The organism is Streptomyces wedmorensis (assembly GCF_000716445.1).
Classification (GTDB): domain Bacteria; phylum Actinomycetota; class Actinomycetes; order Streptomycetales; family Streptomycetaceae; genus Streptomyces; species Streptomyces wedmorensis.
The window spans coordinates 23,278-47,807 of the sequence record NZ_JNWK01000019.1 but is presented as its reverse complement, the minus strand read 5'-3'; the positions used below and the strand labels follow the sequence as shown (position 1 = coordinate 47,807).

Annotated in this window: 20 protein-coding genes, 1 pseudogene and 1 riboswitch; of the genes and pseudogenes, 12 read left to right on the top strand and 9 right to left on the bottom strand. The window is 74.6% G+C overall.

Annotated features, from left to right (window positions below):
- Positions 1–11: 11 nt before the first annotated feature.
- The 6 genes from OO54_RS17170 (at position 12) to OO54_RS17145 (ending at position 7,137) form a co-directional block, all read left to right on the top strand.
- Entirely contained in the window at positions 12–233 is a 222-nt protein-coding gene (locus OO54_RS17170) for a hypothetical protein (RefSeq protein WP_033204078.1), read from the top strand.
- A gap of 113 nt (positions 234–346) precedes the next feature.
- A riboswitch (cobalamin riboswitch) is annotated at positions 347–486 on the top strand.
- Between the two features lie 35 nt (positions 487–521).
- Positions 522–1,496 (top strand): cobalamin biosynthesis protein, encoded by a 975-nt coding sequence (locus OO54_RS17165; RefSeq protein ID WP_033204077.1) that lies wholly within the window; start codon positions 522–524, stop codon positions 1,494–1,496.
- Positions 1,493–3,001 carry a cobyric acid synthase gene (locus OO54_RS17160; RefSeq protein WP_033204076.1) on the top strand — a complete coding sequence of 503 codons (1,509 nt, stop codon included), beginning with the start codon at positions 1,493–1,495 and terminating at the stop codon, positions 2,999–3,001. Before OO54_RS17165 ends, OO54_RS17160 begins: the two co-directional genes overlap by 4 nt.
- 49 nt (positions 3,002–3,050) lie before the next feature.
- Entirely contained in the window at positions 3,051–5,150 is a 2,100-nt protein-coding gene (locus OO54_RS17155) for a putative cobaltochelatase (RefSeq protein ID WP_033204075.1), read from the top strand.
- Positions 5,150–5,758, top strand: coding sequence for a cob(I)yrinic acid a,c-diamide adenosyltransferase (cobO, locus tag OO54_RS17150; protein WP_017238571.1), 609 nt, complete (start codon positions 5,150–5,152; stop codon positions 5,756–5,758). The genes OO54_RS17155 and cobO overlap by 1 nt, the downstream gene beginning before the upstream one ends.
- On the top strand, positions 5,752–7,137 hold the full coding sequence (locus OO54_RS17145) for a cobyrinic acid a,c-diamide synthase CobB (RefSeq protein ID WP_033204073.1): 1,386 nt from the start codon (positions 5,752–5,754) through the stop codon (positions 7,135–7,137). The genes cobO and OO54_RS17145 overlap by 7 nt, the downstream gene beginning before the upstream one ends.
- 2 nt (positions 7,138–7,139) lie before the next feature.
- Here the strand turns inward: OO54_RS17145 and OO54_RS17140 are convergent, their stop codons facing one another.
- Positions 7,140–7,868 carry a ZIP family metal transporter gene (locus tag OO54_RS17140; protein WP_033204072.1) on the bottom strand — a complete coding sequence of 243 codons (729 nt, stop codon included), beginning with the start codon at positions 7,866–7,868 and terminating at the stop codon, positions 7,140–7,142.
- Between OO54_RS17140 and cobC the strand changes: the two genes are divergently transcribed.
- Positions 7,785–9,656: an Rv2231c family histidinol phosphate aminotransferase CobC gene (cobC, locus tag OO54_RS43645; RefSeq protein ID WP_425348021.1), complete on the top strand. Its 1,872-nt coding sequence runs from the start codon at positions 7,785–7,787 to the stop codon at positions 9,654–9,656. The genes OO54_RS17140 and cobC overlap by 84 nt on opposite strands.
- Positions 9,657–9,751: 95 nt before the next feature.
- On the opposite strand, the gene OO54_RS17125 is transcribed toward cobC, so the two are convergent.
- A complete protein-coding gene (locus OO54_RS17125; RefSeq protein ID WP_033204066.1) occupies positions 9,752–10,738 on the bottom strand; it encodes an SCO1860 family LAETG-anchored protein in 987 nt (328 codons plus the stop codon).
- A gap of 352 nt (positions 10,739–11,090) precedes the next feature.
- On the opposite strand from OO54_RS17125, the gene OO54_RS17120 reads away from it, so the two are divergent.
- Together OO54_RS17120 and OO54_RS17115 are read left to right on the top strand one after the other, a co-directional pair.
- Positions 11,091–13,220, top strand: coding sequence for a penicillin acylase family protein (locus OO54_RS17120; protein ID WP_078905229.1), 2,130 nt, complete (start codon positions 11,091–11,093; stop codon positions 13,218–13,220).
- Complete coding sequence (locus OO54_RS17115) at positions 13,217–13,777, top strand: GNAT family N-acetyltransferase (protein WP_033204065.1); 561 nt, start codon at positions 13,217–13,219, stop codon at positions 13,775–13,777. Before OO54_RS17120 ends, OO54_RS17115 begins: the two co-directional genes overlap by 4 nt.
- A 12-nt stretch (positions 13,778–13,789) precedes the next feature.
- On the opposite strand, the gene OO54_RS17110 is transcribed toward OO54_RS17115, so the two are convergent.
- Complete coding sequence (locus tag OO54_RS17110; RefSeq protein ID WP_033204064.1) at positions 13,790–14,875, bottom strand: amidohydrolase family protein; 1,086 nt, start codon at positions 14,873–14,875, stop codon at positions 13,790–13,792.
- Positions 14,876–15,008: 133 nt separating this feature from the next.
- Here OO54_RS17110 and OO54_RS17105 point away from each other — a divergent pair, with 133 nt between their 5' ends.
- Positions 15,009–16,112: a pyridoxal-phosphate-dependent aminotransferase family protein gene (locus tag OO54_RS17105; RefSeq protein ID WP_033204156.1), complete on the top strand. Its 1,104-nt coding sequence runs from the start codon at positions 15,009–15,011 to the stop codon at positions 16,110–16,112.
- A 117-nt stretch (positions 16,113–16,229) separates the two neighbouring features.
- On the opposite strand, the gene OO54_RS17100 is transcribed toward OO54_RS17105, so the two are convergent.
- A complete protein-coding gene (locus OO54_RS17100; RefSeq protein WP_017238579.1) occupies positions 16,230–17,309 on the bottom strand; it encodes an alkene reductase in 1,080 nt (359 codons plus the stop codon).
- Positions 17,310–17,424: 115 nt separating this feature from the next.
- Here OO54_RS17100 and OO54_RS17095 point away from each other — a divergent pair, with 115 nt between their 5' ends.
- A complete protein-coding gene (locus tag OO54_RS17095; protein WP_033204063.1) occupies positions 17,425–17,949 on the top strand; it encodes a MarR family winged helix-turn-helix transcriptional regulator in 525 nt (174 codons plus the stop codon).
- 72 nt (positions 17,950–18,021) lie between these two features.
- Here OO54_RS17095 and OO54_RS17090 read toward each other — a convergent pair whose 3' ends face one another.
- The 3 genes from OO54_RS17090 to OO54_RS17080 all read right to left on the bottom strand — a co-directional run bounded on the left by OO54_RS17090 (position 18,022) and on the right by OO54_RS17080 (position 20,998).
- Complete coding sequence (locus OO54_RS17090) at positions 18,022–19,080, bottom strand: aminotransferase class V-fold PLP-dependent enzyme (protein WP_033204062.1); 1,059 nt, start codon at positions 19,078–19,080, stop codon at positions 18,022–18,024.
- 104 nt (positions 19,081–19,184) lie between these two features.
- A complete protein-coding gene (locus tag OO54_RS17085) occupies positions 19,185–19,892 on the bottom strand; it encodes a DsbA family oxidoreductase (RefSeq protein ID WP_033204061.1) in 708 nt (235 codons plus the stop codon).
- Between the two features lie 119 nt (positions 19,893–20,011).
- Complete coding sequence (locus tag OO54_RS17080) at positions 20,012–20,998, bottom strand: GlxA family transcriptional regulator (protein WP_033204060.1); 987 nt, start codon at positions 20,996–20,998, stop codon at positions 20,012–20,014.
- 70 nt (positions 20,999–21,068) lie between these two features.
- On the opposite strand from OO54_RS17080, the gene OO54_RS17075 reads away from it, so the two are divergent.
- Positions 21,069–22,463, top strand: a complete 1,395-nt coding sequence (locus OO54_RS17075) for an MFS transporter (RefSeq protein WP_033204059.1) — start codon at positions 21,069–21,071, stop codon at positions 22,461–22,463.
- Between the two features lie 6 nt (positions 22,464–22,469).
- Here the strand turns inward: OO54_RS17075 and OO54_RS17070 are convergent.
- Together OO54_RS17070 and OO54_RS17065 are read right to left on the bottom strand one after the other, a co-directional pair.
- Positions 22,470–22,910, bottom strand: a pseudogene (locus OO54_RS17070) (helix-turn-helix transcriptional regulator); the annotation flags it as partial.
- A gap of 13 nt (positions 22,911–22,923) precedes the next feature.
- Entirely contained in the window at positions 22,924–24,426 is a 1,503-nt protein-coding gene (locus OO54_RS17065) for an aldehyde dehydrogenase (NADP(+)) (RefSeq protein WP_078905236.1), read from the bottom strand.
- Positions 24,427–24,530 lie beyond the last annotated feature (104 nt).

Sequence of the window (24,530 nt, the reverse complement as noted above, 5' to 3'; positions counted from 1 at the left end):
GAACCAACGACATGAAGATCGACTGGGCAGCTCTCGGCTCCGTCTTCGGAGTCAGCCTCGTGGCGACCGTCGCCCTGGTGGGCCTCTTCACCCTCGGCATCATCGGCCTCTCCAAGCAGGAGCAGGCCGCCGCCCAGGGAGGCTCCGCCACCCTGGCCCGCACCGGCGCCTACGCCTGCTTCGCCCTGTGCCTGGCGGCCGTGACGTACGGCATCTACCTGATCGTCGTCTGACGGTCCCCCGGTACCTCGGCCGGGCGGTCCGCACCTCGGGTGCGGGCCGCCCGGCCGTCGTGTTTGTGGTGCGCCGCACAGTGACGCGACGCAGGTCAAGGGTGAGTTGACGGGTGTTCTCGGGCCGTGGTGGACTGCCGAGGCCATTACGGCGGCAGCAGAGGAAGCCCGGTGCGAGTCCGGCGCGGTCCCGCCACTGTGACCGGATCCGACGGGTCCGGGAGTCAGGAACTCTCGCCGCCCGTCACGTCGATCCAGGGCGCGGACCCTGAGTGAGGACATAGCGCCATGCCCGGCTGCAGCCGCAGCGTCTCCCGAGCCACCGGTGTCTTCGCGTACGGAGCGGCCCTCGGACTCGCCGTCGACCGGCTCGTCGGCGATCCCCGACGCGGACATCCCGTCGCCGTCTTCGGCCGGGCGGCGGCCGGCGTCGAACGGGCCCTGTGGCGCGACCACCGCGGCTGGGGCGCCCTGCACACCGCCGTCTGCGCCGGCGGCACCGTCGCGGCCGGCGCCGTCGCCGCCCGTACGGCGCGGGGCAACCGCGCCGCCTCCGTCGCCCTGACCGCCGCGGCCGTCTGGGCCGTCGTCGGCGGTACGACCCTGGGGCGCGAGGCCCGCGCCATCGGCGGGGCGCTCGCCGCCGGGGACCTGGAGGTGGCCCGTGAGCGGCTGCCCCATCTCTGCGGACGCGACCCGCACTCCCTCGACGGTCCCGCGATGGCCCGCGCGGTCGTCGAGTCCGTCGCCGAGAACACCTCCGACGCCGTGGTCGGCGCCCTCTTCTGGGGCGCCGTCGCGGGCGTACCCGGGCTCGTCGGATTCCGGGCCGTCAACACCCTCGACGCGATGGTCGGGCACAAGTCCCCCCGCCACCGCCGCTTCGGCTGGGCCTCGGCCCGGCTCGACGACGTGGCCGGCTGGCCCGGGGCCCGGCTGACCGCCGCCCTCGCGACCGTCGCCGGCGGCGATCCGCGCGGAGCCGTACGGGCCTGGCGGGCGGACGCGGCCAAGCACCCCAGCCCCAACGCGGGCCCGGTCGAGGCCTCCTTCGCGGGCGCCCTCGGCGTGCGGCTCGGCGGCACCCTCGCGTACGGCGGAAGGGTCGAGCACCGGCCGGTGCTCAACGGGGAGGGGCGGGCCGTCGAGGTCGCCGACATCGAGCGGGCGGTCCGGCTGTCCCGCCGGGTCACCGGACTGACCCTGGCCGCCTGTGTGGGCGGCCGGCTGATCGTGAGCGCGCTGAAGCGGAGGAACGCATGAGGGGTGGCGGACTGCTCGTCGCCGGGACCACGTCGGACGCCGGCAAGAGCGTCGTGACCGCCGGCATCTGCCGCTGGCTGGTCCGGCAGGGGGTCAAGGTCGCGCCGTTCAAGGGGCAGAACATGTCCCTCAACTCCTTCGTCACGAGGGAGGGCGCCGAGATCGGCCGTGCGCAGGCCATGCAGGCGCAGGCGGCCCGGGTGGAGCCGACCGCCCTGATGAACCCGGTGCTGCTCAAGCCCGGCAGCGACCGGTCCAGCCAGGTCGTCCTGATGGGCAAGCCGGTCGGCGAACTGAGCGCCCGCGGCTACCACGGCGGCCGGCAGCAGGAACTCTTCGAGCCCGTCCTGGCGTGCCTGGAGGAACTCCGGGGCATGTACGACGCCGTGATCTGCGAAGGGGCGGGCAGTCCGGCCGAGATCAACCTGCGGCGCACGGACATCGTGAACATGGGCATCGCGCGGGCCGCGAAGCTGCCCGTGGTCGTCGTCGGCGACATCGACCGGGGCGGCGTCTTCGCCCAGTTCTTCGGCACGACGGCGCTGCTGAGCCCCGAGGACCAGTCGCTCGTCGCCGGATACCTGGTGAACAAGTTCCGGGGTGACGTGACGCTGCTCGAACCCGGCCTCGACATGCTGCACGGCCTCACCGGGCGCCGTACCTTCGGCGTCCTGCCGTACGCCCACGGGCTCGGCATCGACGAGGAGGACGGCCTGCGGGTCTCGCTGCGCGGCACCGTCCGCGAGTCCGTCGTCGCGCCGCCGGTCGGCGCCGACGTGCTGCGGGTCGCCGTCTGCGCCGTACCGCTGATGTCCAACTTCACGGACGTCGACGCGCTGGCCGCCGAACCGGGCGTCGTCGTCCGGTTCGTGGACCGGCCGGAGGAGCTCGTCGACGCCGACCTGGTCGTCGTGCCCGGCACCCGGGGGACGGTCAAGGCGCTGGCCTGGCTGCGGGAGCGGGGGCTGGCGGACGCCCTGACCCGGCGCGCGGCCGAGGGCCGGCCGGTGCTCGGCATCTGCGGCGGCTTCCAGGCCCTCGGCGAGCGCATCGAGGACGACGTCGAGTCGAAGGCCGGTGTGGTCGACGGGCTCGGGCTGCTGCCCGTACGGGTGCGGTTCGGGGTCGAGAAGACCCTCGCCCGGCCGGTCGGCGAGGCGCTCGGCGAGCGGGTCGAAGGGTACGAGATCCACCACGGCGTGGCCGAGGTGCTCGGCGGGGACGCCTTCCTGGACGGCTGCCGGGTCGGCTCCGTCTGGGGCACCCACTGGCACGGTTCGCTGGAGAGCGACGGCTTCCGCCGGGCGTTCCTGCGGGAGGTCGCGGCGGCGGCGGGCCGACGGTTCGTCCCCGCCCCCGACACCTCCTTCGGCGCCCTCCGCGAGGAACAGCTCGACCGCCTCGGCGACCTGATCGAGGAGCACGCCGACACCGACGCGCTGCTGCGGCTCATCGAGCGGGGCGCCCCCGCGGGGCTGCCGTTCGTGCCGCCGGGCGCGCCGTGACCGGCCTCGCCTCCCCGACTTCCGTACCTCTCGAAGGAGTGACCCCCCGATGAGCACCCGCTATCCGTTCACGGCCGTCGTCGGCATGGACGACCTGCGGCTCGCGCTGCTGCTGAACGCCGTCAGCCCGGCCGTGGGCGGGGTGCTCGTCCGGGGCGAGAAGGGCACCGCGAAGTCCACGGCCGTCCGCGCGCTCGCCGAACTGCTGCCGTCGGTGCCGGTCGTGGCGGGCTGCCGGTTCAGCTGCGACCCGGCCTCGCCCGACGCCGGCTGCCCGGACGGGCCGCACGACGCCGAGGCCGGAGCGGACGCGCGTCCCGCGCGGATGGTCGAGCTGCCCGTCGGCGCCTCCGAGGACCGGCTCGTCGGCGCGCTCGACATCGAGAAGGCGCTCGCCGAGGGCGTGAAGGCCTTCGAGCCGGGGCTGCTCGCCGCCGCGCACCGGGGGATCCTCTACGTCGACGAGGTCAACCTGCTGAGCGACCACCTGATCGACCACCTCCTGGACGCCGCCGCCATGGGTGCCTCGCACGTCGAGCGCGAGGGCGTCTCCGTGCGGCACGCCGCGCGCTTCCTGCTCGTCGGGACGATGAACCCCGAGGAGGGCGAGCTGCGGCCGCAGCTGCTCGACCGGTTCGGGCTGACCGTGGAGGTCTCGGCCTCGCGGGTGCCCGAGCAGCGGGTGGAGGTCGTGCGCCGCCGGCTGGCGTTCGAGGACGACCCGGCCGGCTTCGCGGCGCGCTGGGCCGGGGAGGAGACCGCCCTGCGCGAACGGATCGTCGCCGCGCGCGAGTTGCTGCCGCGGGTGGCGCTCGGGGACGCGGTGCTGCTGCAGATCGCCGCGACCTGCGCCGCGTTCGACGTGGACGGCATGCGCGCCGACATCGTGATGGCCAGGACGGCGACCGCGCTCGCGGCCTGGGCGGGGCGGACCGAGGTCACCTCGGAGGACGTGCGGCAGGCCGCGCTCCTGGCGCTCCCCCACCGGCGGCGGCGCAACCCCTTCGACGCCCCCGGTCTCGACGAGGACAAGCTCGACGAGACGCTGGAGCAGTTCAAGGGCGAGGAGCCCGACGAGGACCCGGAGCCCGACGGTCCGGGCGACGGGGGACCGGACGACGGGGGCCCCGGCGGGGGCGGCCCGGAGGGCGGTGGCATCCCGCCGCAGGGCGAGGGGCCCGCGCCCGAGGACGTACCGGCGCCACAGGACGCGCCGGCGGCCGACGACGCGCCCGCGCCCGAACCGGCGCCGGCCCCGCAGGGCTCCGGTGCCGCGCCCGGTGAGCGGGCCGCCGTCCAGGCCGCCGAGCCGTTCCGTACGAGGATGCTGAGCGTGCCCGGCCTCGGCGAGGGCGCGGCCGGACGCCGCTCCCGGGCCCGTACCGAGCACGGCCGTACCACCGGCTCGACCCGGCCGCGGGGCGCGCTGACCAAGCTGCACCTGGCCGCGACCGTCCAGGCCGCCGCCCCGCACCAGCGGGCGCGCGGCCGGTCCGGGCCCGGTCTGGTGGTCAGGCGGGACGACCTGCGGCAGGCGACCCGGGAGGGGCGGGAGGGGAACCTGGTGCTGTTCGCCGTGGACGCCTCCGGTTCGATGGCGGCGCGGCAGCGGATGAGCGCCGTCAAGGGCGCGGTCCTCTCCCTGCTCCTCGACGCCTACCAGCGGCGCGACAAGGTCGGCCTGATCACCTTCCGGGGACGGGACGCCGAGGTGGCGCTGCCGCCGACCTCGTCCGTGGACGCGGCCGCCGCCCGGCTCGAACAGCTCCCGACGGGCGGCCGCACACCGCTGGCGGCCGGGCTGCTCAAGGCGCATGACGTGCTGCGGGTCGAGCGGCTGCGGGACCCGTCGCGCCGGCCGCTGCTCGTCGTCGTGACCGACGGCCGGGCGACCGGTGCGAAGACGGCCGGCGACCCGGTGGCGCTCGCCGCCCGGGCCGCGCGGCTGCACGCCGCCGACGGCACGGCGAGCGTGGTCGTGGACTGCGAGACCGGACCGGTGCGGCTGGGTCTCGCCGGGCAGCTCGCCCGCGAACTCGCCGGCACCGCCGTGACCTTGGACGAGCTGCGCGCCGACTCGATCGCCGGCCTCGTCAGAGACGTACAGGCAGCAGGGCAGACAACGCAGACAGCATGGAGGGCCGCTTAATGCCGCAGGGACAGCCGACCGTCGTACCCGACGACGGTCTCACCACCCGCCAGCGCCGCAACCGCGCACTGGTGATGGTGCACACGGGCGTCGGCAAGGGGAAGTCGACCGCCGCGTTCGGCATGGCGCTGCGCGCCTGGAACCAGGGCTGGCCGATCGGGGTGTTCCAGTTCGTCAAGTCCGCCAAGTGGAAGGTCGGCGAGGAGAACGCCCTCAAGGCGCTCGGCGAGACCGGCAAGGGCGGCACGGTCACCTGGAACAAGATGGGCGAGGGCTGGTCCTGGATCCAGCGCGAGGTCGCCGAGGGCGAGCAGTCGCACGAGGAGAAGGCCCGTGAGGGCTGGGAGCAGGTCAAGCGGGACCTCGCCGAGGAGAAGTACAAGTTCTACGTCCTCGACGAGTTCGCCTACCTGCTGCACTGGGGCTGGATCGACGTCAAGGAGGTCGTCGAGGTGCTCCGCGACCGTCCCGGGCACCAGCACGTCGTGATCACCGGCCGCAACGCGCCGCAGGAACTGGTCGACTTCGCCGATCTCGTCACCGACATGTCCAAGGTCAAGCACCCGATGGACGCCGGTCAGAAGGGCCAGCGGGGCATCGAGTGGTAGCACGTCTCGTCATCGCCGCGCCCTCGTCGGGCGCGGGCAAGACCACGGTCGCGACCGGCCTCATGGCCGCGTTCGCCGGCCGTGGCCTGGCCGTCTCCCCGCACAAGGTCGGCCCCGACTACATCGATCCCGGCTACCACGCGCTGGCCACCGGCCGGCCCGGCCGCAACCTCGACGCCTACATGTGCGGTACGGGGCAGATCGCGCCGCTCTTCCTGCACGGGGCGCGCGGCTGCGACCTGGCCGTGGTCGAGGGCGTCATGGGCCTGTACGACGGGGCCGCCGACCAGGGCGAGCTGGCGTCCACCGCCCAGGTGGCGAAGCTCCTCAAGGCGCCGGTGGTGCTCGTCGTGGACGCCTCGTCGCAGTCGCGGTCGGTGGCCGCGCTCGTGCACGGGTTCGCGTCGTGGGATCCGGAGGTGCGGATCGGGGGCGTGATCCTCAACAAGGTCGCCACGGACCGGCACGAGCATCTGCTGCGGGAGGCCCTCGGGGAGTCCGGGGTGCCGGTGCTCGGCGTGCTGCGGCGTGCTCCGGCGGTCGCCACGCCGTCGCGGCACCTCGGGCTCGTGCCGGTTGCCGAGCGGCAGGCGCAGGCCGTGGAGGCGGTGGCGGCGCAGGCGGAGCAGGTGCGGTCGGGGTGCGATCTGGAGGCGCTGCTGGCGTTGGCTCGCAGTGCGCCCGAGCTGCACGCGGAGCCGTGGGTGCCGGAGGTCGGGGAGCGGCTGCACGCCGGTGGTTCCGGTGTGCCCACCCGTTCCGCCCCTGCGGAACGATGGCCCGCACCGCGGGTGGCCGTCGCCGGTGGCGCGGCGTTCACGTTCTCGTACGCGGAGCACACGGAGCTGCTGACCGCCGCCGGGGCGGAGGTCGTGACCTTCGACCCGCTGCGGGACGAGGCACTGCCCGAGGGGACGAGCGGACTCGTCATAGGCGGCGGCTTTCCCGAGATGTACGGGGAACAGCTGTCCGCCAACGAGCCGCTCAGGAAGGCCGTGGCCGAGCTGGCCGCGTCCGGGGCGCCGGTCGCGGCGGAGTGCGCGGGGCTGCTGTACCTGGCGCGGTCCCTCGACGGCAACCCCATGTGCGGGGTGCTGGACGCCGACGCGCGGATGTCGGAGCGGCTGACGCTCGGGTACCGGGACGCCGTCGCGGTGAACGACAGCGTGATCGCTCCGGCCGGGGCGCGGATGCGGGGGCACGAGTTCCACCGGACGGTGATCGAGCCGGGCGCCGGGGCGCTGGCGGCCTGGGGGCTGCGGCAGCCGGAGCGTCGGGTCGAGGGGTTCGTGCAGGGCGGTGTGCACGCGAGTTACGTGCACACGCACTGGGCGGGGACCCCGGAGGTCGCGGCGCGGTTCGTGGAGCGCTGCGGGTGAGTTCAGCCGCCGGAGAGGCCCACCACGAGCCAGATGAAGGCCACGCCCCCCACCGTGCACAGCAGGGTGGAGCGGGCGGGGTGTTCGTGGTGGGCCTCGGGCAGGATCTCGGCCGCGGCGAGGTAGAGCAGGGCGCCGCCGAAGAACCCGAGATAGGCCCCGAGGAGTTCCTCCGGAAGGGTGAACAGCAGGGTGGACGCGGCGCCGACGAGCGGGGCGACGGCGTCCGCGACGAGCATGGCGACGGCCTTGCGGCGCGCGTTCCCGTAGAGGCTCGTGATCGTGTACGTGTTGAAGCCGTCGGCGAAGTCGTGGGTGATGACGGCGAGCGCGACCGTGGCGCCCATGCCGCCGCCGACCTGGAACGCGGCGCCGAGGGCGATGCCGTCCATGAGGCTGTGGCCGACCATCGCGGCGGCGGCGGTGAGGCCGACCTGCGGGACCCTGTCGTGCGGGCCGACGCCGTGCGCCGCGCTGCGGACGGCGAGGAGACGCTCCATCACATGGGCGAGGAGGAAGCCGCCGACGAAGAGCAGCAGGGCCTCCGGCACGCCGAAGACCTCGTCGCCCGCGGCCTCCAGTGCCTCGGGCAGCAGGTCGAGTCCGACGACGCCGAGCATGAGTCCGCCGGCCAGGCCGAGGACGAGGTGGCGGCGGTCGGTGACGCGCTGCGCGACCCAGCCGCCGAAGAGCGTCATCAGGAACGCGCCGAGCGCGACGACCACAGCCATGGGGCTTTGCTATCCGATGGGGCGGCTTCCGTGCACCTCGGCGTCGGGGCCCGGTCGGGCGTGGCGGTTGACGAGGTCCTCCTCCTGGTCGACGCCGTGCTGCGGGAGGCGCGGCTGACGCGCGCCGACGTCCGGTCGCTCGCCACGCTGGACGCGCGGGCGGCGGAGCCGGGGATCGTGGGCGCGGCCGCGGCGCTCGGCGTGCCGGTCCGCGGCTTCGCGGCCGGGGAGCTGGCCGCCGTGTCCGTACCGCATCCCTCGGCGCTGCCGCTGGCCGCGACGGGCACGGCGTCGGTGGCGGAGGCGGCGGCCCTCCTCTCGGCGGCCGCGGGGACGGCCGGGGGGACGGGCGCGGACGCGGGTGCGGTGGCGGGGTCCGGGGCGGACGGGGACGACGGTACGGCCGCGGGCTCCGAGGTGGACGGGGACGACGGTACGGCCGCGGGCTCCGGGGCGGACGGGGGCGCGGGTAGGGGTGTGGCCGCGGGGGCAGGGGGCGGTGGGGGTGCGGGCGTGGGGCCCGCGACGTTAGCGGGCGGCGGCAGCGGGGTCGTCCTGCTCGTGCCGAAACGGAAATCGCGGCGCGCGACGTGCGCAATCGCCATGTACATCCCGTTTCGTCCGAACGAAGATGCCCCAGGCGTACGGTTGTTGCCCTCGGCTCACGGGTACATCGCTCGCGAGCCTGGCTCACCCCCCACCATCCCCACCCCCCACACGACGGCGGCCATGGACACCCACACGGATAGCGACGCCCACGACCTGCGCCACCACGGTGACGCCGAGGTCCGGGACGAGAAACTGATCGATCTGGCGGTCAACGTCCGGACGAACACCCCGCCGGACTGGCTGCGGGAGCGGATCGCCGACTCGCTGACCGGCCTGGCCGCCTATCCCGACGACCGGGCCGCCCGGGCCGCGGTCGCCGAGCGGCACGACCTGCCGTCGAACCGGGTGCTGCTGACGGCCGGCGCGGCGGAGGCGTTCGTGCTGCTCGCGCGGGCGCTCGACGTGCGGCGGCCGGTGGTGGTGCATCCGCAGTTCACCGAGCCGGAGGCGGCGCTGCGCGACGCCGGGCACGAGGTGGGGCGGGTCCTGCTGCGCGAGGCGGACGGCTTCCGGCTGGACCCGGCGGCGGTGCCCGAGGACGCGGACCTGGTGGTGATCGGGAACCCCACGAACCCGACCTCGGTGCTGCATCCGGCCGCGTCGATCGCCGCGCTGGCCCGGCCGGGACGGACGCTGGTGGTGGACGAGGCGTTCATCGACGCGGTGCCGGGCGAGCGGGAGTCGTTGGCCGGGCGGACCGACGTACCGGGACTCGTGGTGCTGCGGAGCCTCACCAAGACCTGGGGGCTCGCCGGGCTGCGGATCGGCTACGTGCTCGCGGAGCCGGAGACGGTCGCGGCGCTGGAGCGGGTGCAGCCGCTGTGGCCGGTGTCGACGCCCGCCCTGGTGGCGGCGGAGGCGTGCATGACGCGGGCGGCGCTCGCGGAGGCCGAGCACGCGGCGCACCGGGTCGGGGTGGAGCGGGCCCATCTGCTCGCCGGCCTGGCGGAGTTCGACGAGGTGCGGACGGTGGCGGGGTCGGAGGGCCCCTTCGTGCTGATCCGGATCGACGGCGCGGACGCGGTGCGGGAGACCCTGCGGTCGCTGGGCTTCGCGGCCCGCCGGGGCGACACGTTCCCGGGGCTCGACCGGAACTGGCTGCGGCTCGCGGTGCGGGACCGGGCGACGACGAACCGCTTCCTCCAGGCCTTGGACCAGGCGCTGCTGATCGGCGGCTGACGGGCGCGTACGCGAGGGTGCGGGGAGGGCGACGACGTCGCCCTCCCCGCACCCCTTCTCTCCCCCGCACCCCCCGGTGCCTCCCCCTCGGGCCGTCAGTCGCGCGAGCGGGCGCGCGAGCGGGTCAGCGCGAGGGCGCCGCCGCCCGCCACGAGCAGGGCGAGGGCGCCGCCCGCGAGGTACGGGGTGGCGGAGCTGCCGCCGGTCTCGGCGAGGTTCTCGGTGGGGACGGCGCCGCCGTTGTTGGTCTTGATGCCGTCCGTGTCGCCGGGCTTGACGGAGGGCTGCTGGGTGGGCTGCTCGGAGGGGCGCTCGCTGGGCTGCTCCGTCGGCCGCTCGGTGGGCTTCTGCGTCGGGGCGGCGCCCTTGGGCGTCTCGCAGGTCGCCTCGGCGAGCGTGACGGTGCCGTTGACCTCGGCGACTCCGAGCTTCAGCGGGTCGACCTCCACCTTGAGTTCGAGGGCGGTGGCGGCGGCGGTGCGGGAGGTCGTGGAGGTACGGGAGAGGTCCAGGGTCACCGCGCCGACGCCGGGGACGCCGACCTGGGTCCGGCCGCCGGTGGACACGGTGGTCTTCTTGCCGAAGACGATGACGTGGCCGAGGACGTTGGACTCGGCGACCGGCCGCTTGCCCTTCTCGCACACCGCCTTGGAGGTGACCTTCTCGACCTCGATGAGGGAGAGCGCGGGGATGCCGGGGACGTGCACCTGCGCCTTGACGAGGTTCACGTATCCCTCGGCCCTGTCCTCGTCGACGGTGGCCTTCGAGGTGGCGACGTCGGCGGCGAGGAGGTCGATCGGTTCCCCGCCCTCGGCCCCCTGCACCTTCACGGAGAGCGCGGTCTCGCTCTCGGTCCGCGGCGCCTCGACCTCGTTGAGGGAGGCCCGGACGGGCACGTCGACCGTCTTGCCGAGGAGGGAGACGTCGAGGCCGGTCCGCAGGACGACGGCGGTGGCACGCCCTTCGCCGCCCGTGGCGTGTGCCGCGGGGGCGGCGAGGAGCACCGGTCCGACGGTCAGCGCGGCGACGGTCGCGGCGGCGGCGGTACGGCGTACGGGCATGCCGAAGGTGTTGCTGTTCAAGATGGTGGAACCCCCACAGGAGACATGGCGTCGCCGGCCGCTCACCACGGGGACGGTGGGTCGGCGCGGCCTCGGCGACTTGAGACACCGGAATCTTTACGCACGGAGAGTGAACTGACAGTCGCCTGACGTGAGTTCACTCCAAAGGGCGGTTTCCGTGTTCATTTTCGATTCTTTAGGACACAACCGTTCCCGCACGCCCCGCTTCTTTCGCACGAACCGGAGGGCATGGATTGGATGAGAACGATCCACGGAGCCCGCACGTCACGGATCGTCAACCCGGTGCACGCCGCCCCACGGGTCTGCTGTAGATTAATTTAGGCCAGCCTAACCTAAGAAAATCTGCGAAGACATGGACGGGATCGGGGTCTCCGTGAGCATCGAGGTCTACCGGGACGCCTGGGGCGTCCCCCATCTGCGCGCCGCGGACCCGGACGAACTCTCCTTCGCCCAGGGCCGGGTCGCGGCCCGCGACCGCGCCTGGCAGCTGGAGGTCGAACGGCACCGGGCCCAGGGCACCACCGCGGCCTTCCTGGGGGCCGCGGAGCTCGGCTGGGACACGTTCGTCCGGCAGGCCCGGCTCGCCGACACCGCCCGGCGCTGCTTCGAGCGGCTCGACCGCACCGACCCGGCGACCGCGGCCTGGGTACGCGCGTACGTGGACGGCGTCAACGACGGCCTCGCGGAAGGGGCCCGGCGCGCACCCGAGTTCGCGGCCACCGGGCTCACGCCCGGCCGGTGGGAGCCCTGGACCCCGCTCGCCGTCTGGCTGTCCACCCACATCCTCTTCGCCGGCTTCCCCACCAAGCTGTGGCGGGACGAGGTCGCCCGGCGGCTCGGCGAGGAGTGGACGGAACTCTTCGCCACGGACGGCCCCGGCACCGCCGGCTCCAACGGCTGGGTGGTGGCCGGCGAACGGACCGCGAGCGGAGCAGCCCTGGTCGCCGGCGACCCGCACCGGTTCATCGAGGCGCCCGGCGTCTACCAGCAGATCCGGCTCGCCTGCCCCGCGTACGACGTGGTGGGCCTCGCCGTGCCCGGCATCCCCGGCCTCGCCCACTTCGGCCACACCGGGTCCGTGGCCTGGGCGATCACCAACGCGATGGCCGACTACCAGGACCTGTACCGCGAGCGGCTGCACCGGCTGCCCGACGGGAGCGTGGAGGCCCTCGGCCCCGACGGCCGGCGGCCGGCGGCCGTCCACACCGAGACCATCGAGGTCGCCGGCGCGGAACCGGTCGTGATCGAGGTGATCGAGACCGACCGGGGCCCGGTGATCATCGGCGTGGACGGCGAGCCCGACGACGACCGCCCCGCCTCCGGCTGGGAGGCGGTCAGCCTGCGGTACCCGCCCCGGGTCACCGGAGAGCTCGGCTTCGGCGTGCTGCCCGCGCTCCTGCGCGCCCGGACCGTCGCCGACGTGGACGCGGCCCTCGACGGCTGGGTCGAGCCGGTGAACGTCGTCCAGGCCGCCGACACCGGCGGCGGCCTGCTCCACCGGGTGGCCGGCCACGTCCCCGTACGGGACCGCGCCAACTCCCTCCGCGTGGTGCCCGCCTGGGAATCCGCGCACGACTGGCAGGCCGCACCCGCCCCGCTGCCCCGCGCCGAGGTCCGCGGCCACGCCGTGATGGCCAACGCCCGGGGGCTCGCCGCGCCCCTGGGCGTCGAGTTCGCCCCGCCGCACCGGGCGGCCCGGATCGCCGAGCTGCTCGACGCCTCGGCGGACTGGACGCCGGAGACGACGGCCGCGATCCACGCGGACACCGACAACCCCTCGGCGGCCCGGCTGCTGGACAAGGTGGCGGGGAACGGCGACGGCCTCTCCCCCGCCGGCTCCGAGGTCCGGCGGCGGCTGCTCGACTGGGACCGCCGGATGGACGCGGAGAGCGCCGACGCGGGCCTGTACGCGGCCGTGCGGGGGGCCGTGGTGCGCCGGCTCGCCGGCCACGAGGCCTTCGCCGCACTGCGCGGACCCGCCCCGTACCCCGAGGTGTTCCGGCCCTGGCTGGCGCTCGGCCCGCGGGTCGCCTACGCCCTGGAGACCCTGCTCACGGCGGGACCCGTACCGGCCGGGGACGTCGACCGGATCGTGCGCGAGGCGCTCGACGAGGTCGGCGCCGGGGAGCCGCCCGCCGCCTGGGGCGTGACGCACCGGCTCGCGCCCTGGCAGGCACTGCCCGACCCGGACGACGAGCGGTGGCCCGGGCTCGGCGGGGACCACGACTGCGTCCTCTCCACGTCCAGCGTGCCCGGCTGGACCGACCGCAGCGCCCGTGCGTCGGCCGCCCGGTACGTCTGGGACCTCGGCGACCGCGAGCGGAGCCGCTGGATCGTGCCGTTCGGCGCGTCCGGCGTCCCCGGCGACCCGCACCACCACGACCAGCTGCCCCTGTGGCTGCGGGGCGAACTCGCCCCCGTCACCACCGACTGGGACCGGCTGACCGAAGAGACCGAAGCGACCGAAGAGGAATCCGCATGACCACCGCCGTCCACGACCAGGCCGTCGAAGGCCTCGGCACCGTCCGCATCGCGCCCGTCGACCCCGACCGGGACGCCTCCCTCATCCACGGCTGGGTGAACGAGGACCGGGCCCGCTTCTGGGGCATGGGCGGCACGAGCGTCGAGCAGGTCCGGGAGATCTACGCGCACCTCGACTCGCTCACCACGCACCACGGCTACCTGGTCACCCGGGACGACGTGCCCGTCGCCCTCTTCCAGACGTACGACCCCGACGCCGACCGGGTCGGCGAGTGCTACGAGGTGCTCCCCGGCGACATCGGCGTCCACCTGCTCCTCGCGCCCAGCGCCGCGCCCGAGCCCGGGTTCTCGGGCCGGCTGCTCGGCGCCCTGATCGACTTCACGCTGCGCGACCGCACCCGGATCGTGGTCGACCCGGACGCCGGCAACGAGAAGGCGATCGCCCGGATGGTCCGGGCCGGCTTCGAACCGGGCCCCGTGGTCGTGCTGCCCGAGGTGGACCTGCCGGAGGTGTTCATCCCGGAGAAGAAGGCCCAGCTCGCCTTCTTCACCCGCTGACGGACCGGAGGGTCAGCCGACGACCCGGCCGTTGACGACGATCCGCCGCGGCGCCGCGAGGACGCGGACGTCCGCGCGCGGATCCTCGCCGTAGACGACGAGGTCGGCCGGGGCGCCCTCCTCCAGGGACGGGCGGCCCAGCCAGGCCCTGGCCCGCCACGCGGTGGCCGCGAGCGCGTCGATCGGCGGGATGCCGGCCCGGGTCAGCTCCTCGACCTCCTCGGCGACGAGGCCGTGCGCGAGGGAGCCGCCCGCGTCGGTGCCCACGAAGACGGGGACGCCGGCGTCGTAGGCGGCGCGGACCGTGTCGTACCGCCGCTCGTGCAGCCTGCGCATGTGGGCCGACCAGCGGGGGAACTTCCCCTGGCCGCCGTCGGCGAGGTGCGGGAAGGTCGCGATGTTGACCAGGGTCGGGACGATGGCGACGCCCCGCTCGGCGAAGAGCGGGATGGTGTCCTCGGTGAGTCCGGTGGCGTGCTCGACGCAGTCGATCCCCGCCTCGACCAGGTCGCGCAGCGAGTCCTCGGCGAAGCAGTGGGCGGTGACCCGGGCGCCGAGCCGGTGGGCCTCGGCGATGGCCGCCTCGACCTCCGGGCGGGGCCAGCAGGCGGTGAGGTCGCCCGCCTCGCGGTCGATCCAGTCGCCGACGAGCTTGACCCAGCCGTCGCCGCGGCGGGCCTCGCGGCCGACGTACGCGACGAGGTCGGCGGGCTCGATCTCGTGGGCGTAGTTGCGGATGTAGCGGCGGGTGCGGGCGATGTGCCGGCCGGCGCGGATGACCTTCGGCAGGTCCTCGCGGTCGTCGATCCAGCGGGTGTCGGAGGGCGAGCCGGCGTCCCGGATCAGCAGGGTGCCCGCGTCCCGGTCGGTGAGTGCCTGCTTCTCGCTGGTGGCGTCGTCGACGGGACCGTGCCGGTCGAGACCGACGTGGCAGTGGGCGTCGACGAGTCCGGGCAGCACCCAGCCCTCGACGGTCACCGCCTCGGCGGCGGGCCGGTCGAAGGTGATCCGCCCGTCGACGCACCACAGTTCGTCGCGTACGTCCTCCGGGCCGACGAGCACCCGCCCCTTCACGTGCAGCACCGCGTGATCGCTCATGCCTGCACTGTACGAGGGCGGCCGCCCGGGCAGGGCGGCAGGCGGGGTCCGGGGGTCGTCCGGGGGTCGCTGGGTACGCTGATCCGGAGCTCCACCCGCACCGAACCGAGTCGAAGAAGGCACCGCCGTGACCGTGACACATCCGCTCCTGGACCTGGCCCCGCTGACCGCCGCGCACTTCGCGTCGATCGAGCGGCGGGTGGCCGCGCTGCTCTCCACGGAGCAGGACGTGGTGATCACCCAGGGCGAGGCGCTGCTGCCCCTGGAGGGGTGCATCCGCAGCGGGGCGCGGGCCGGTTCGACCGCGCTGAACATCGTCACCGGTCCGTACGGGCAGACCTTCGGCAACTGGCTGCGGGACTGCGGGGCGACCGTGGTGGACCTGGAGGTGCCGTTCCACACGGCGGTGACGGCGGCTCAGGTGGAGCAGGCGTTCGCCGAGCACCCGGAGATCGACTTCGTGTCGCTCGTGCACGCGGAGGCGGCGACCGGGAACACCAACCCGGTGGCGGAGATCGGCGAGGTCGTGCGGGCGCACGGCGCGCTGTTCTACCTGGACGCGGTGGCGTCGATCGGCGCGGAGCCGGTGCTGCCGGACGCGTGGGGCGTGGACATGTGCATCATCGGCGCGCAGAAGGCGATGGGCGGGCCCGCGGGCGTGTCCGCGGTGTCGGTGAGCGCGCGGGCCTGGGAGCGGTTCGCCGCCAACCCGGCGGCCCCGCGCCGCTCGTACCTCTCCCTCCTGGACTGGAAGGAGCGGTGGATCGACGGCGGCCGCAAGGCGCTGCTCCACGCGCCGGCGCAGCTGGAGATGCTGGCCCTGGAGGCCTGCCTGGAGCGGATCGAGACGGAGGGCCTGGACGCGCTGATGGCGCGGCACGCCTCGGCCGCGGCGGCGACCCGGGCGGGCGCTTCGGCGCTCGGCGGGGGTCTCGAGCCCTATGTGTACGAGGCCCGGGACGCGGCTCCGGTGGCGACGACGCTGCGCGCGCCGGCGGGTGTGGACGCCTCGGAGCTGGTGGCGAAGGCCCTTGCCGCCGATCCGTCGCTGCCGCTGATCGCGGGCGGCGGAGCGCTGGCGAAGGAGATGGTCCGGGTGAACCACTACGGCGTGGACGCGGCCCCGGGCGCGGTGCAGTCCTCGCTGGCGGCACTGGGCGCGGCGCTCGGCGAGCTGGGCCGGCCGGTGGACCTGGAGGGTGCGCTGCGGGCGGCGACGGAGGCCTGGGGGCGGTAGTCACGGGTGACCCGGTCACGGGTGACCCGGTCACGGGTACGCGGAGGGGGCGGGGTCCGGTGCCGGACGCCGCCCCCTCCGCGTACCCGGGGTCGTGGCCGTGGCCGTGGCCGTGGCTCAGCTGACCGGCTCCAGGGCGGGGTAGTCGATGTAGCCGCGCTCGTCGCCGCCGTACATGGTGGTGGCGTCCAGCTCGTTGTAGGGGCCGTCGGTCCGCAGGCGGGCGGGCAGGTCGGGGTTGGCGATGAAGAGCCGGCCGAAGGCGACGAGGTCGGTGGTGCCGTCCTCGATCAGGGCGAGGGACGCGGCGTCGGTCTCCTCTTCGGTGGCCGGGTTGAGGATGAAGGTGCCGGCGAACCTCTTGCGCAGGTCGAGGACGAGCGGGCGCCGCTCGGGGGCGGTCTCCAGGACGTGGAGGTAGGCGATGCCGACAGGCTCGATGGCGGTGAGCAGGGCGGTGTAGAGCTCTTCGGTGTCGGTCTCGCTGATGTCGTTGTACGTGTTGGCCGGGGAGATGCGCAGACCGGTGCGCTCGGGGCCGATCTCGGCGGCGACGGCCTTGACGACCTCGACGGCGAAGCGGACGCGGTTCTCGACGGAGCCGCCCCACTCGTCGGTGCGGTGGTTGGAGCCGCTCGCGAGGAACTGCTGGATCAGGTAGCCGTTGGCGCCGTGGATCTCGACGCCGTCGAAGCCGGCCTCGACGGCGTTGCGCGCGGCGTTCGCGAAGCCGGCGACGGCCTCGTGCACCTGGTCGCCGGTGAGGGCGCGCGGGGTGACGAAGTCCTTGGGGCCCTCGGGGGTGAAGACCTGTCCGGCGGCGGCGACGGCGGAGGGGCCGACGGGGTGGAGGTCGCCGTCGAGGAGGTCGGGATGGCCGATGCGGCCGGAGTGCATCAGCTGGGCGAAGATGCGGCCGCCGCGCTCGTGGACGGCGTCGGTGACCCGGCGCCAGGCGGCGATCTGCTCGCGGCTGTGGAGGCCGGGGGTGAAGGGGTAGCCCTGGCCTTCGGCTACGGGCTGGACGCCCTCGGTGATGATGAGGCCCGCGGAGGCGCGCTGGGCGTAGTACTCGGCGACGGTCGCGGTGGGGGTGCGGAGCTCGGCGTCGGCCCGGCTGCGGGTCATGGGGGCCATGGCGATGCGGTTGGCGAGCCGGGTTCCGGCGAGGTCGACGGAGTCGAAGGCAGTAGGCATGGCGGTTCCCTCACATCAAATATGTGGTCGGCCAACTAATTGGGCCGTTGTCACTGTAACCCATTCATTGGCCGACCAAGGTAATCTTGTGGGAGAACCTTCCCGAGGAGCTTCGATGCCAGGAAACGACCCCGTCTGTACCGCCCCCGCGGGCGGTCCGCTGCCGACCGCCGCGCGCGGTGGACCCGTCAGCCACGCCCTCGCGCGCGTGGCGCGGATGCACCGGATCGCCATGGGGCGCAGGCTGCGGGACCTCGGTCTCTATCCGGGCCAGGAGCTGATGATGATGCGGCTGTGGGACTGCGGCGCGGTCCGGCAGTCGGAGCTGATCCAGTCCCTCGGCCTGGACCCCTCGACCGTGACCAAGATGCTCCAGCGCATGGAGCAGTGCGGGTACGTGCAGCGCCGCCCGGACCCGGTCGACCGGCGCGCGGTCCTGGTCGAGACGACGGAGAAGGGACAGGCGCTGCGCCTCGGCGTCGAGGGCGCCTGGTCGGATCTGGAGACGGCCACCCTGGCCGGCCTCGGCGAGGCCGACCGGGCGGAGCTCGCCCGCCTGCTCGGCGTCCTCGCCGAGAACCTGGCCGAGGAGGCCGGCGACGAGGGCGCCTGCCCGCCCCCGCCGGGCGCGGCCTGCTGAACCCCGCCCCGCCGGGCGCGGCCTGACGGGCCGGTGCGGGTCGGCGGGTCGGCGGGTCGGCGGGTCGGCGGGTCAGCCTGCGAGGACGTCCAGGGCGCGGTCGACGTCCGCCGTCGTGTTGTACAGGTGGAAGGAGGCGCGGAGGTTGCCCGCGCGGGCCGAGAGCAGGATGCCGGCCTCCCGCAGCGCGTCCGCCCGGTCGCCGAGGCCGGGGATCGCGACGACCGTCGAGTCGTCCATGACCGGCGCGTGGCCGAGGGCGAGGAGTCCGGAGCGGAAGCGGGCCGCGAGCCCCTTGTCGTGGGCCTCGATCCGCTCGATGCCGATCTCCTCCAGGAGGGCGAGCGAGCGGGCCGCCCCGTGGTACGAGAGGAAGGCCGCGGGCTCGTCGAAACGGCGTGCGGAGCGGGCCGGTTCGCGGACCGGGCCGTAGCTGTTCACCCACAGCTCCTCGCCCGTGACCCAGTTGGCGTGGATCGCGAGGAGCGAGTCCTGCGCCTCCTCGGTGACGGTGAGGAAGGACGCGCCGCGCGGGCAGAGCAGGTACTTGTAGCCGCCGGCGACCGTGTAGTCCCACTCCCCCGCGTGCAGCGGAAGCCAGCCTGCGGACTGGGTGGCGTCGAGGAGCGTGCGGGCACCGTGGGCGGCCGCCGCCTCCCGTACCGCCGCGAAGTCGGCCGTCCGGCCGTCCGCCGACTGCACGGCGGAGAACGCGACGAGCGCGGTCTCGGGGCGGACGGACTCGGCGAGCCGTTCCAGCGGCACGAACCGGGTCTTGAGGTCGCCGCGGATCGTGAACGGGGTGATGAGCGAGGAGAAGTCGCCTTCGGGGAAGAGGATCTCCGCACCCGAGGGCATCGACTGGGCGATCATCCCGCAGTGCACGGCGACCGAGCTGCCGACGGCCACGCGCTCGCGGGGGACGTGGGCGATCCGGGCGTACGCGGCCCGGGCCTCGTCGACGACGTCGAAGCTGCCGGCGCCGTCGGGGCGGCCGTCGGCGGTCTCCTCGGCGAGCAGCGTGACGGCCTCGATGGTCCGGCGCGGCAGCAGACCGCAGGCGGAGGTGTTCAGGTAGGTCTTCTTGGGCGCGAACTCGGCGCCGCCGAGCGGCTGGTCAAGGGAATCCATGCACCCACCCTGGGTTCCCCACGATCACCCGTCAATGACGTTTCGACCGTGGGGAGACCCAAGCCGCGCTTATCCGTGCAGGTCGGAACGTGCAGGTCAGGCGGTCAGGCCTGCGGAACCTCGCAGGCGCCGTCCGGGCCGCAGACCTCCGCGTCGGAGCCGACCGGCTGGAGCGCGCGGCCCTGCCAGGCCTGTTCGAGCGCCTGGGTGAAGACCTCGGCGGGCTGGCCGCCGGAGACGCCGTAGCGGCGGTCGAGGACGAAGAACGGCACGCCGTTGGCGCCGAGTTCGGCGGCCTCGCGCTCGTCCTCCCGTACGGCCGCGGCGTACGCGGTCTCGTCGGCGAGGACGGCCCGCACCTCGGTCTCGTCGAGACCGGCCTCGACGCCGAGCGCCACCAGGGTCTCGGCGTCGAAGACGGAGCGCTCCTCGGCGAAGTTGGCCCGGTAGGCGAGGTCGAGGAGCTCGCTCTGGCGGCCGCGCTCCTTGGCGAGGTGCAGCAGCCGGTGGATGTCGAAGGTGTTGCCGTGGTCGCGGCCCTCGGTGCGGTAGCCGAGGCCCTCGGAGTGCGCGTTCGAGGCGACGTGCGCCTCCATGGCGCGGGCCTCGTCGAGGGTGCGGCCGTACTTCTTCGCCAGCATGGCGAGGACGGGCCCGGTGTCGCCCTTGGCGCGGTTCGGGTCGAGCTCGAAGGAGCGGTGCACGACCTCGACGTCGTCGCGGTGGGCGAAGGCCGCGAGCCCCTTCTCGAAGCGGGCCTTGCCGATGTAGCACCAGGGGCAGGCGATGTCGCTCCAGATCTCGACGCGCATGTGACTTCTCTCCGGGGGTTGCCGATGGGGTCTTCCGTACGGTCGAACGCATCGCCCGTACTGCCTCATTCCGCTTCCGGCCCCGATGTGAGCCGGAGCACGAGGCGGCGGCGAACCCGTCAGACGGTCGCAGCGGCCGTCAGGCGGTTGAACGAGGCGCGGTAGGCGCTCGGGGTGAGGCCGGTGCGGCGGGTCAGGTGCCCGCGCAGCGAGTCGGCCGTGCCGAGACCGCTGGCGCGGGCCACCTGGTCCATGGCGAGCGGGGTGGTCTCCAGGAGCTCCTTCGCCCGCTCGACGCGCTGGTGCAGCAGCCACTGGAGCGGGCTGACGCCGGTCTCGGCATGGAAGCGGCGGGAGAGGGTGCGGACGGAGACCCCGGCGTGCCGGGCCAGGTCGGCGAGGCCGAGCGGTTCGTCGAGGTGCGCCATCGCCCACGCGCGCGTGTCGGCGAAGGAGACCCCTCGCTCGGGCGGCAGCGGGGTCTGGGTGAACTGGGTCTGGCCGCCGGGCCGTACAGGCGCGACGAGGGCGAGCCGGGCGACGGTGTTGGCGACGGCGGCACCGTGGTCGGTGCGGATGACGTGCAGGCAGAGGTCGATGCCCGCCGCGTATCCGGAGGACGTCAGGACGGGCCCGTCCTGGACGAACAGGACGTCGTCCTGGAGGTCGACGGACGGGTGCCGCTCGGCGAGTCGCTGCCGGTACGCCCAGTACGTCGTCGCCGCCCGGCCGTCGAGCAGTCCGGCCTCGGCGAGCGCGAAGGCGCCGGTGCAGATGGACGCGATCCGCTTGCCGTCGGCGGCGGCGCCGCGCAGCGCGTCCAGGATGCGCGGGTCGGTGTCCGTGGAGGAGCCGCTGCCGGCGAGGACGACGGTGTCGGCGGCGGCGACGGCGTCCAGGCCGTGCGGCACGACCAGGTCGAGGCCGCCGGTGGTGGTGACGGGCCCGGGGTCGGGGGCGCAGATGACGGTCTCGTAGCCGGGCCGGCCGTCGATCTCGACCTTGCCGAACAGCATCTCGGGGATGGCCAGGTTGAACATCGAGACGGGCGGGACGGCGATCACGGCGACCCGCCGGACCCCTTGGGGGCGGGACTCGCCGGGCATGGCCAGAACCTCCGGGCATATGGCATTCGGGCCACTACTGTACGTCCCCGCCGCTCACGAAGCTGGGGGCATGTCCTCGACAGTCCGTACCGAAGCCGCTGTTCTCCGTCACCCCGGACCCGCCGCCGAACGCTCCCCCGGCCCCGCCGCCGAACGCTCCCCCGGCCCCGCCCTGGCCGCCGCGATGCTGGGTTTCGCCCTCATCACCCTCGACACCTCGGTCGTCAACGTGGCGCTGCCCGCGATCGGCGCCGACCTGCGGGCCGGGATGTCCGGCCTCCAGTGGGTGGTCGACTCGTACACGCTGGCCTTCGCCGCGCTGCTGCTCTCCAGCGGGGCGCTCGCCGACCGGGTCGGGGCGAGCCGGGCCTACGGTGCCGGGGCCGTCGTCTTCACCCTCGCCTCGGCCGCCTGCGGCGTCGCCCCCGGCCTTCCCGCGCTGCTCGCGGCCCGTACGGTGCAGGGCGCGGCGGCGGCCGTGATGCTGCCCGCCTCGCTGGCCCTCGTGCGGGAGGCGTACGGCGATCCGGGGCGGCGGGCCCGCGCGGTGTCGCTGTGGGCGGCCGGCGGCACGGTCGCGGTGGCGCTCGGACCGGTGGCGGGAGGGGCGTTGACCACGGCCTGGAGCTGGCGCGGCATCTTCTTCATCAACCTCCCCCTCGGGCTCGTCGCCCTCGTCCTGCTGACCCGGGTGGTCCGCTCGGAGCGCCGGCCGGCGCCGCTCGACCTGCCGGGGCAGCTGACGGCGGTGGCGGCGCTCGGCGGCCTGACGTTCGCCGCCATCGAGGGCGGCACGGAGGGCCGGTGGGCGCTGGGGGTCGCGGCGGTCTCCTTCGCCGCGTTCCTCCTGATCGAGTCCCGGCGGCGGCACCCGATGGTCCCGCTCGGGCTCTTCCGGAACACGACGGTGGCGGTGGCGGTGACGGCGGGCGCGGCGAACAGCGTGGCCTTCTACGGCATGGTCTTCGTCTTCAGCCTCTTCTTCCAGCAGGTCCTGGGCCTGTCGGCGCTCGGCGCGGGGCTGATGTTCCTGCCCATGACGGGACTCCTGGCCGGGGTGAACGTCCTCTCGGCGAAGGCGGCGGCGCGGTACGGGGCGAAGGTGCCGATCGTGGTGGGGCAGGTCGTCGCGGTGGCCGGCCTGCTCGGCCTGCTCACCGTGGACGCGGATTCCTCCCGGGCGGCCCAGGCCCTGCTGCTCGTGCCGCTGGCGCTCGGCGCGGGCTTCTCCCTGCCTCCGCTGATCGCCTCGATGATGGAGGCCGTCCCGGCGGAGCGGGCGGGCACGGCGGCGGGACTCCTGAACGCGATCCGCCAGACGGCGGGCGGCCTCGCCATCGCCGTCTTCGGCTCGCTCGCGGCACAGGACCTGACGACGGCCCTGCGCACCGGCCTCCTCGTCAGCGCCGGCCTGCTGGCCCTGACGACCCTGGCCTCGCTGCGCCTGCCGGGCCGCCGGGCCTGAGCGGGCTCACGCCCCCTCGCGGTACCGCCCCGGTGCCATGCCGTACTCGCGCTTGAAGGCCTTGGCGAAGGCGAACTCCGATGAGTACCCGGAGCGTTGGGCCACGACGCGGAGCGGGACGTCGGCGGAGCGCAGGAGCCGGCCGGCCGTGGTCATGCGCCACCACGTGAGGTAGGCGAGGGGTGCGCGGCCCACGAGGGTGGTGAACCGGCGGGCGAAGGGGGCGCGGGAGAGGCCGCTGAGGGCGCCGAGCTCCTCGACCGTCCACGCTCTCGCCGGGTCGTCGTGGAGGGCGCGGAGGGCGCGCGCCACCGCCGGGTCTCCGAGCGCGGCGGACCAGCCGGTGGACCGGTCGGCGCGCTCGGTGAGCCACCAGGTGCGGAGCAGGTACAGGAGCAGGGTGTCGAGGAGGGCGGGGACGATGGCGTCGGATCCCGGCCGGGGCTCGGCGGAACCGTGCTCAGCGCCTCGGCACGTCCAGCGGGTTGCCGTCGCGGAGTTCCGGCGGGAGGAGGTGGTCGGGGGTCGACTGGTAGGTGACGGGGCGGAGCCAGCGCTCGATCGCGGTCGCGCCGACCGAGGTGCTGGTGGAGGTGGTGGCCGGGTAGGGGCCGCCGTGGTGCTGGGCGGGCGCGACGGCGACGCCGGTGGGCCAGCCGTTGACGAGCACGCGGCCGGCCAGCGGGGTGAGTTCGGCGAGCAGCGAGGCGGCGTCGGGATCCTCGGCGGCCTCCGTCGCGATGTGCAGGGTGGCGGTGAGGTTGCCGGGCAGCAGGCCGAGGACGGCGCTGACCTCCTCGCGCGAGGCGTAGCGGGCGACGACGGTGACGGGTCCGAAGCACTCCTCCAGGAGGAGGGGGTGGGCGCCTTCGGCGAGCCGGTCGGCGTCGACGTCGAGGACGCCGGCGCTGACGGTGTGCTCGCCGCCGGCGCCGGGGGTGACGGCGCTGCGCACCCCGGTGAGCGCGGCGCGCTCGGCGACCCCGGCGACGAAGGCGTCCCGCATCCGGTGGTCGAGCATCACGGAGGGCTCGGTCTCGCTGACCGCGGCGGTGAGCGCGGCGAGGAAGCGGTCGCCGTCCCCGCCGCGGGGGGCCAGGACGAAGCCGGGCTTGGTGCAGAACTGGCCCGCGCCCAGGGTCATCGAGCCGGCCAGGCCGCCGCCGATCTCCTCGGCCCGCTCGCCGGCGGCGGCGGGGGTGATCACGACGGGGTTGAGGGAGCCGAGTTCGCCGTGGAACGGGATGGGGACGGGCCGGGTGACGGCCGCGTCGAACAGCGCCCGGCCGCCGCGGATCGAGCCGGTGAAGCCGGCCGCCGAGACGAGCGGGTGACGGACGAGTCCGACGCCCGCGTCGAAGCCGTGGACGAGGACGACGACGTCCTCGGGGAGGCCGGTCTTGGCGGCGGCCCGGCGCAGCAGGGATGCGCAGAGCTCGGAGGTCGCCGGGTGGTCGGGGTGGGCCTTGACGACCACGGGGCAGCCGGCGGCGAGGGCGCTGGCGGTGTCACCGCCGGGGACGGAGAAGGCGAGCGGGAAGTTGCTGGCGGCGTAGACGGCGACGACGCCGAGCGGGATCTTCCAGCGGCGCAGGTCGGGCCGCGGCGGGGTGGCTCCGGGGTCGGGGAGGTCGATCCGGACGTCGAGGAAGGAACCTTCCTCGACGACGTCGGCGAACGCCCTCAACTGGGCGGTCGTACGGGCGAGTTCACCGCCGAGACGGACGGGACCCAGGGCCGTCTCGGCGTCGGCGGCCTCGGCGATCTGCTCGCCGGCCCCGTCGAGGAGGTCGGCGGCGGTACGGAGGAAGGCGGCCCGCACGACGCGGTCGGCGAGTGCCTCGCGGGTGGCGTGGGCGGACCGTACGGCCCGGTCGACCTCCTCCGCTGTGGCCTCCACCGCAACCTGCTCGCGCGGCTTCCCCGTCCTGGGGTCCACACTCCACACTGGTTCTGCCGCCACCGCCACGCCCCTGTTCGCTATTCTGAACACAGTTCCCGTAGATGAACGCATCTGGGCGGGACTCTATTGACGGCCCGGCCGTCTCCACAAGGGCACCGCTCGGC

Bases quoted from the DNA above. Each gene is read 5' to 3' on its own strand.
- OO54_RS17085 (WP_033204061.1), bottom strand. From the start codon at position 19,892: ATGCGCGTCGAGATCTGGAGCGACATCGCCTGCCCCTGGTGCTACATC.
- OO54_RS17090 (WP_033204062.1), bottom strand. From the start codon at position 19,080: ATGGATTCCCTTGACCAGCCGCTCGGCGGCGCCGAGTTCGCGCCCAAG.
- OO54_RS17170 (WP_033204078.1), top strand. From the start codon at position 12: ATGAAGATCGACTGGGCAGCTCTCGGCTCCGTCTTCGGAGTCAGCCTC.
- OO54_RS17165 (WP_033204077.1), top strand. From the start codon at position 522: ATGCCCGGCTGCAGCCGCAGCGTCTCCCGAGCCACCGGTGTCTTCGCG.
- OO54_RS17120 (WP_078905229.1), top strand. From the start codon at position 11,091: ATGGACGGGATCGGGGTCTCCGTGAGCATCGAGGTCTACCGGGACGCC.
- OO54_RS17100 (WP_017238579.1), bottom strand. From the start codon at position 17,309: ATGCCTACTGCCTTCGACTCCGTCGACCTCGCCGGAACCCGGCTCGCC.
- OO54_RS17080 (WP_033204060.1), bottom strand. From the start codon at position 20,998: ATGCCCGGCGAGTCCCGCCCCCAAGGGGTCCGGCGGGTCGCCGTGATC.
- OO54_RS17155 (WP_033204075.1), top strand. From the start codon at position 3,051: ATGAGCACCCGCTATCCGTTCACGGCCGTCGTCGGCATGGACGACCTG.
- OO54_RS17140 (WP_033204072.1), bottom strand. From the start codon at position 7,868: ATGGCTGTGGTCGTCGCGCTCGGCGCGTTCCTGATGACGCTCTTCGGC.
- OO54_RS17075 (WP_033204059.1), top strand. From the start codon at position 21,069: ATGTCCTCGACAGTCCGTACCGAAGCCGCTGTTCTCCGTCACCCCGGA.
- cobO (WP_017238571.1), top strand. From the start codon at position 5,150: ATGCCGCAGGGACAGCCGACCGTCGTACCCGACGACGGTCTCACCACC.
- OO54_RS17160 (WP_033204076.1), top strand. From the start codon at position 1,493: ATGAGGGGTGGCGGACTGCTCGTCGCCGGGACCACGTCGGACGCCGGC.
- OO54_RS17110 (WP_033204064.1), bottom strand. From the start codon at position 14,875: ATGAGCGATCACGCGGTGCTGCACGTGAAGGGGCGGGTGCTCGTCGGC.
- OO54_RS17095 (WP_033204063.1), top strand. From the start codon at position 17,425: ATGCCAGGAAACGACCCCGTCTGTACCGCCCCCGCGGGCGGTCCGCTG.
- OO54_RS17115 (WP_033204065.1), top strand. From the start codon at position 13,217: ATGACCACCGCCGTCCACGACCAGGCCGTCGAAGGCCTCGGCACCGTC.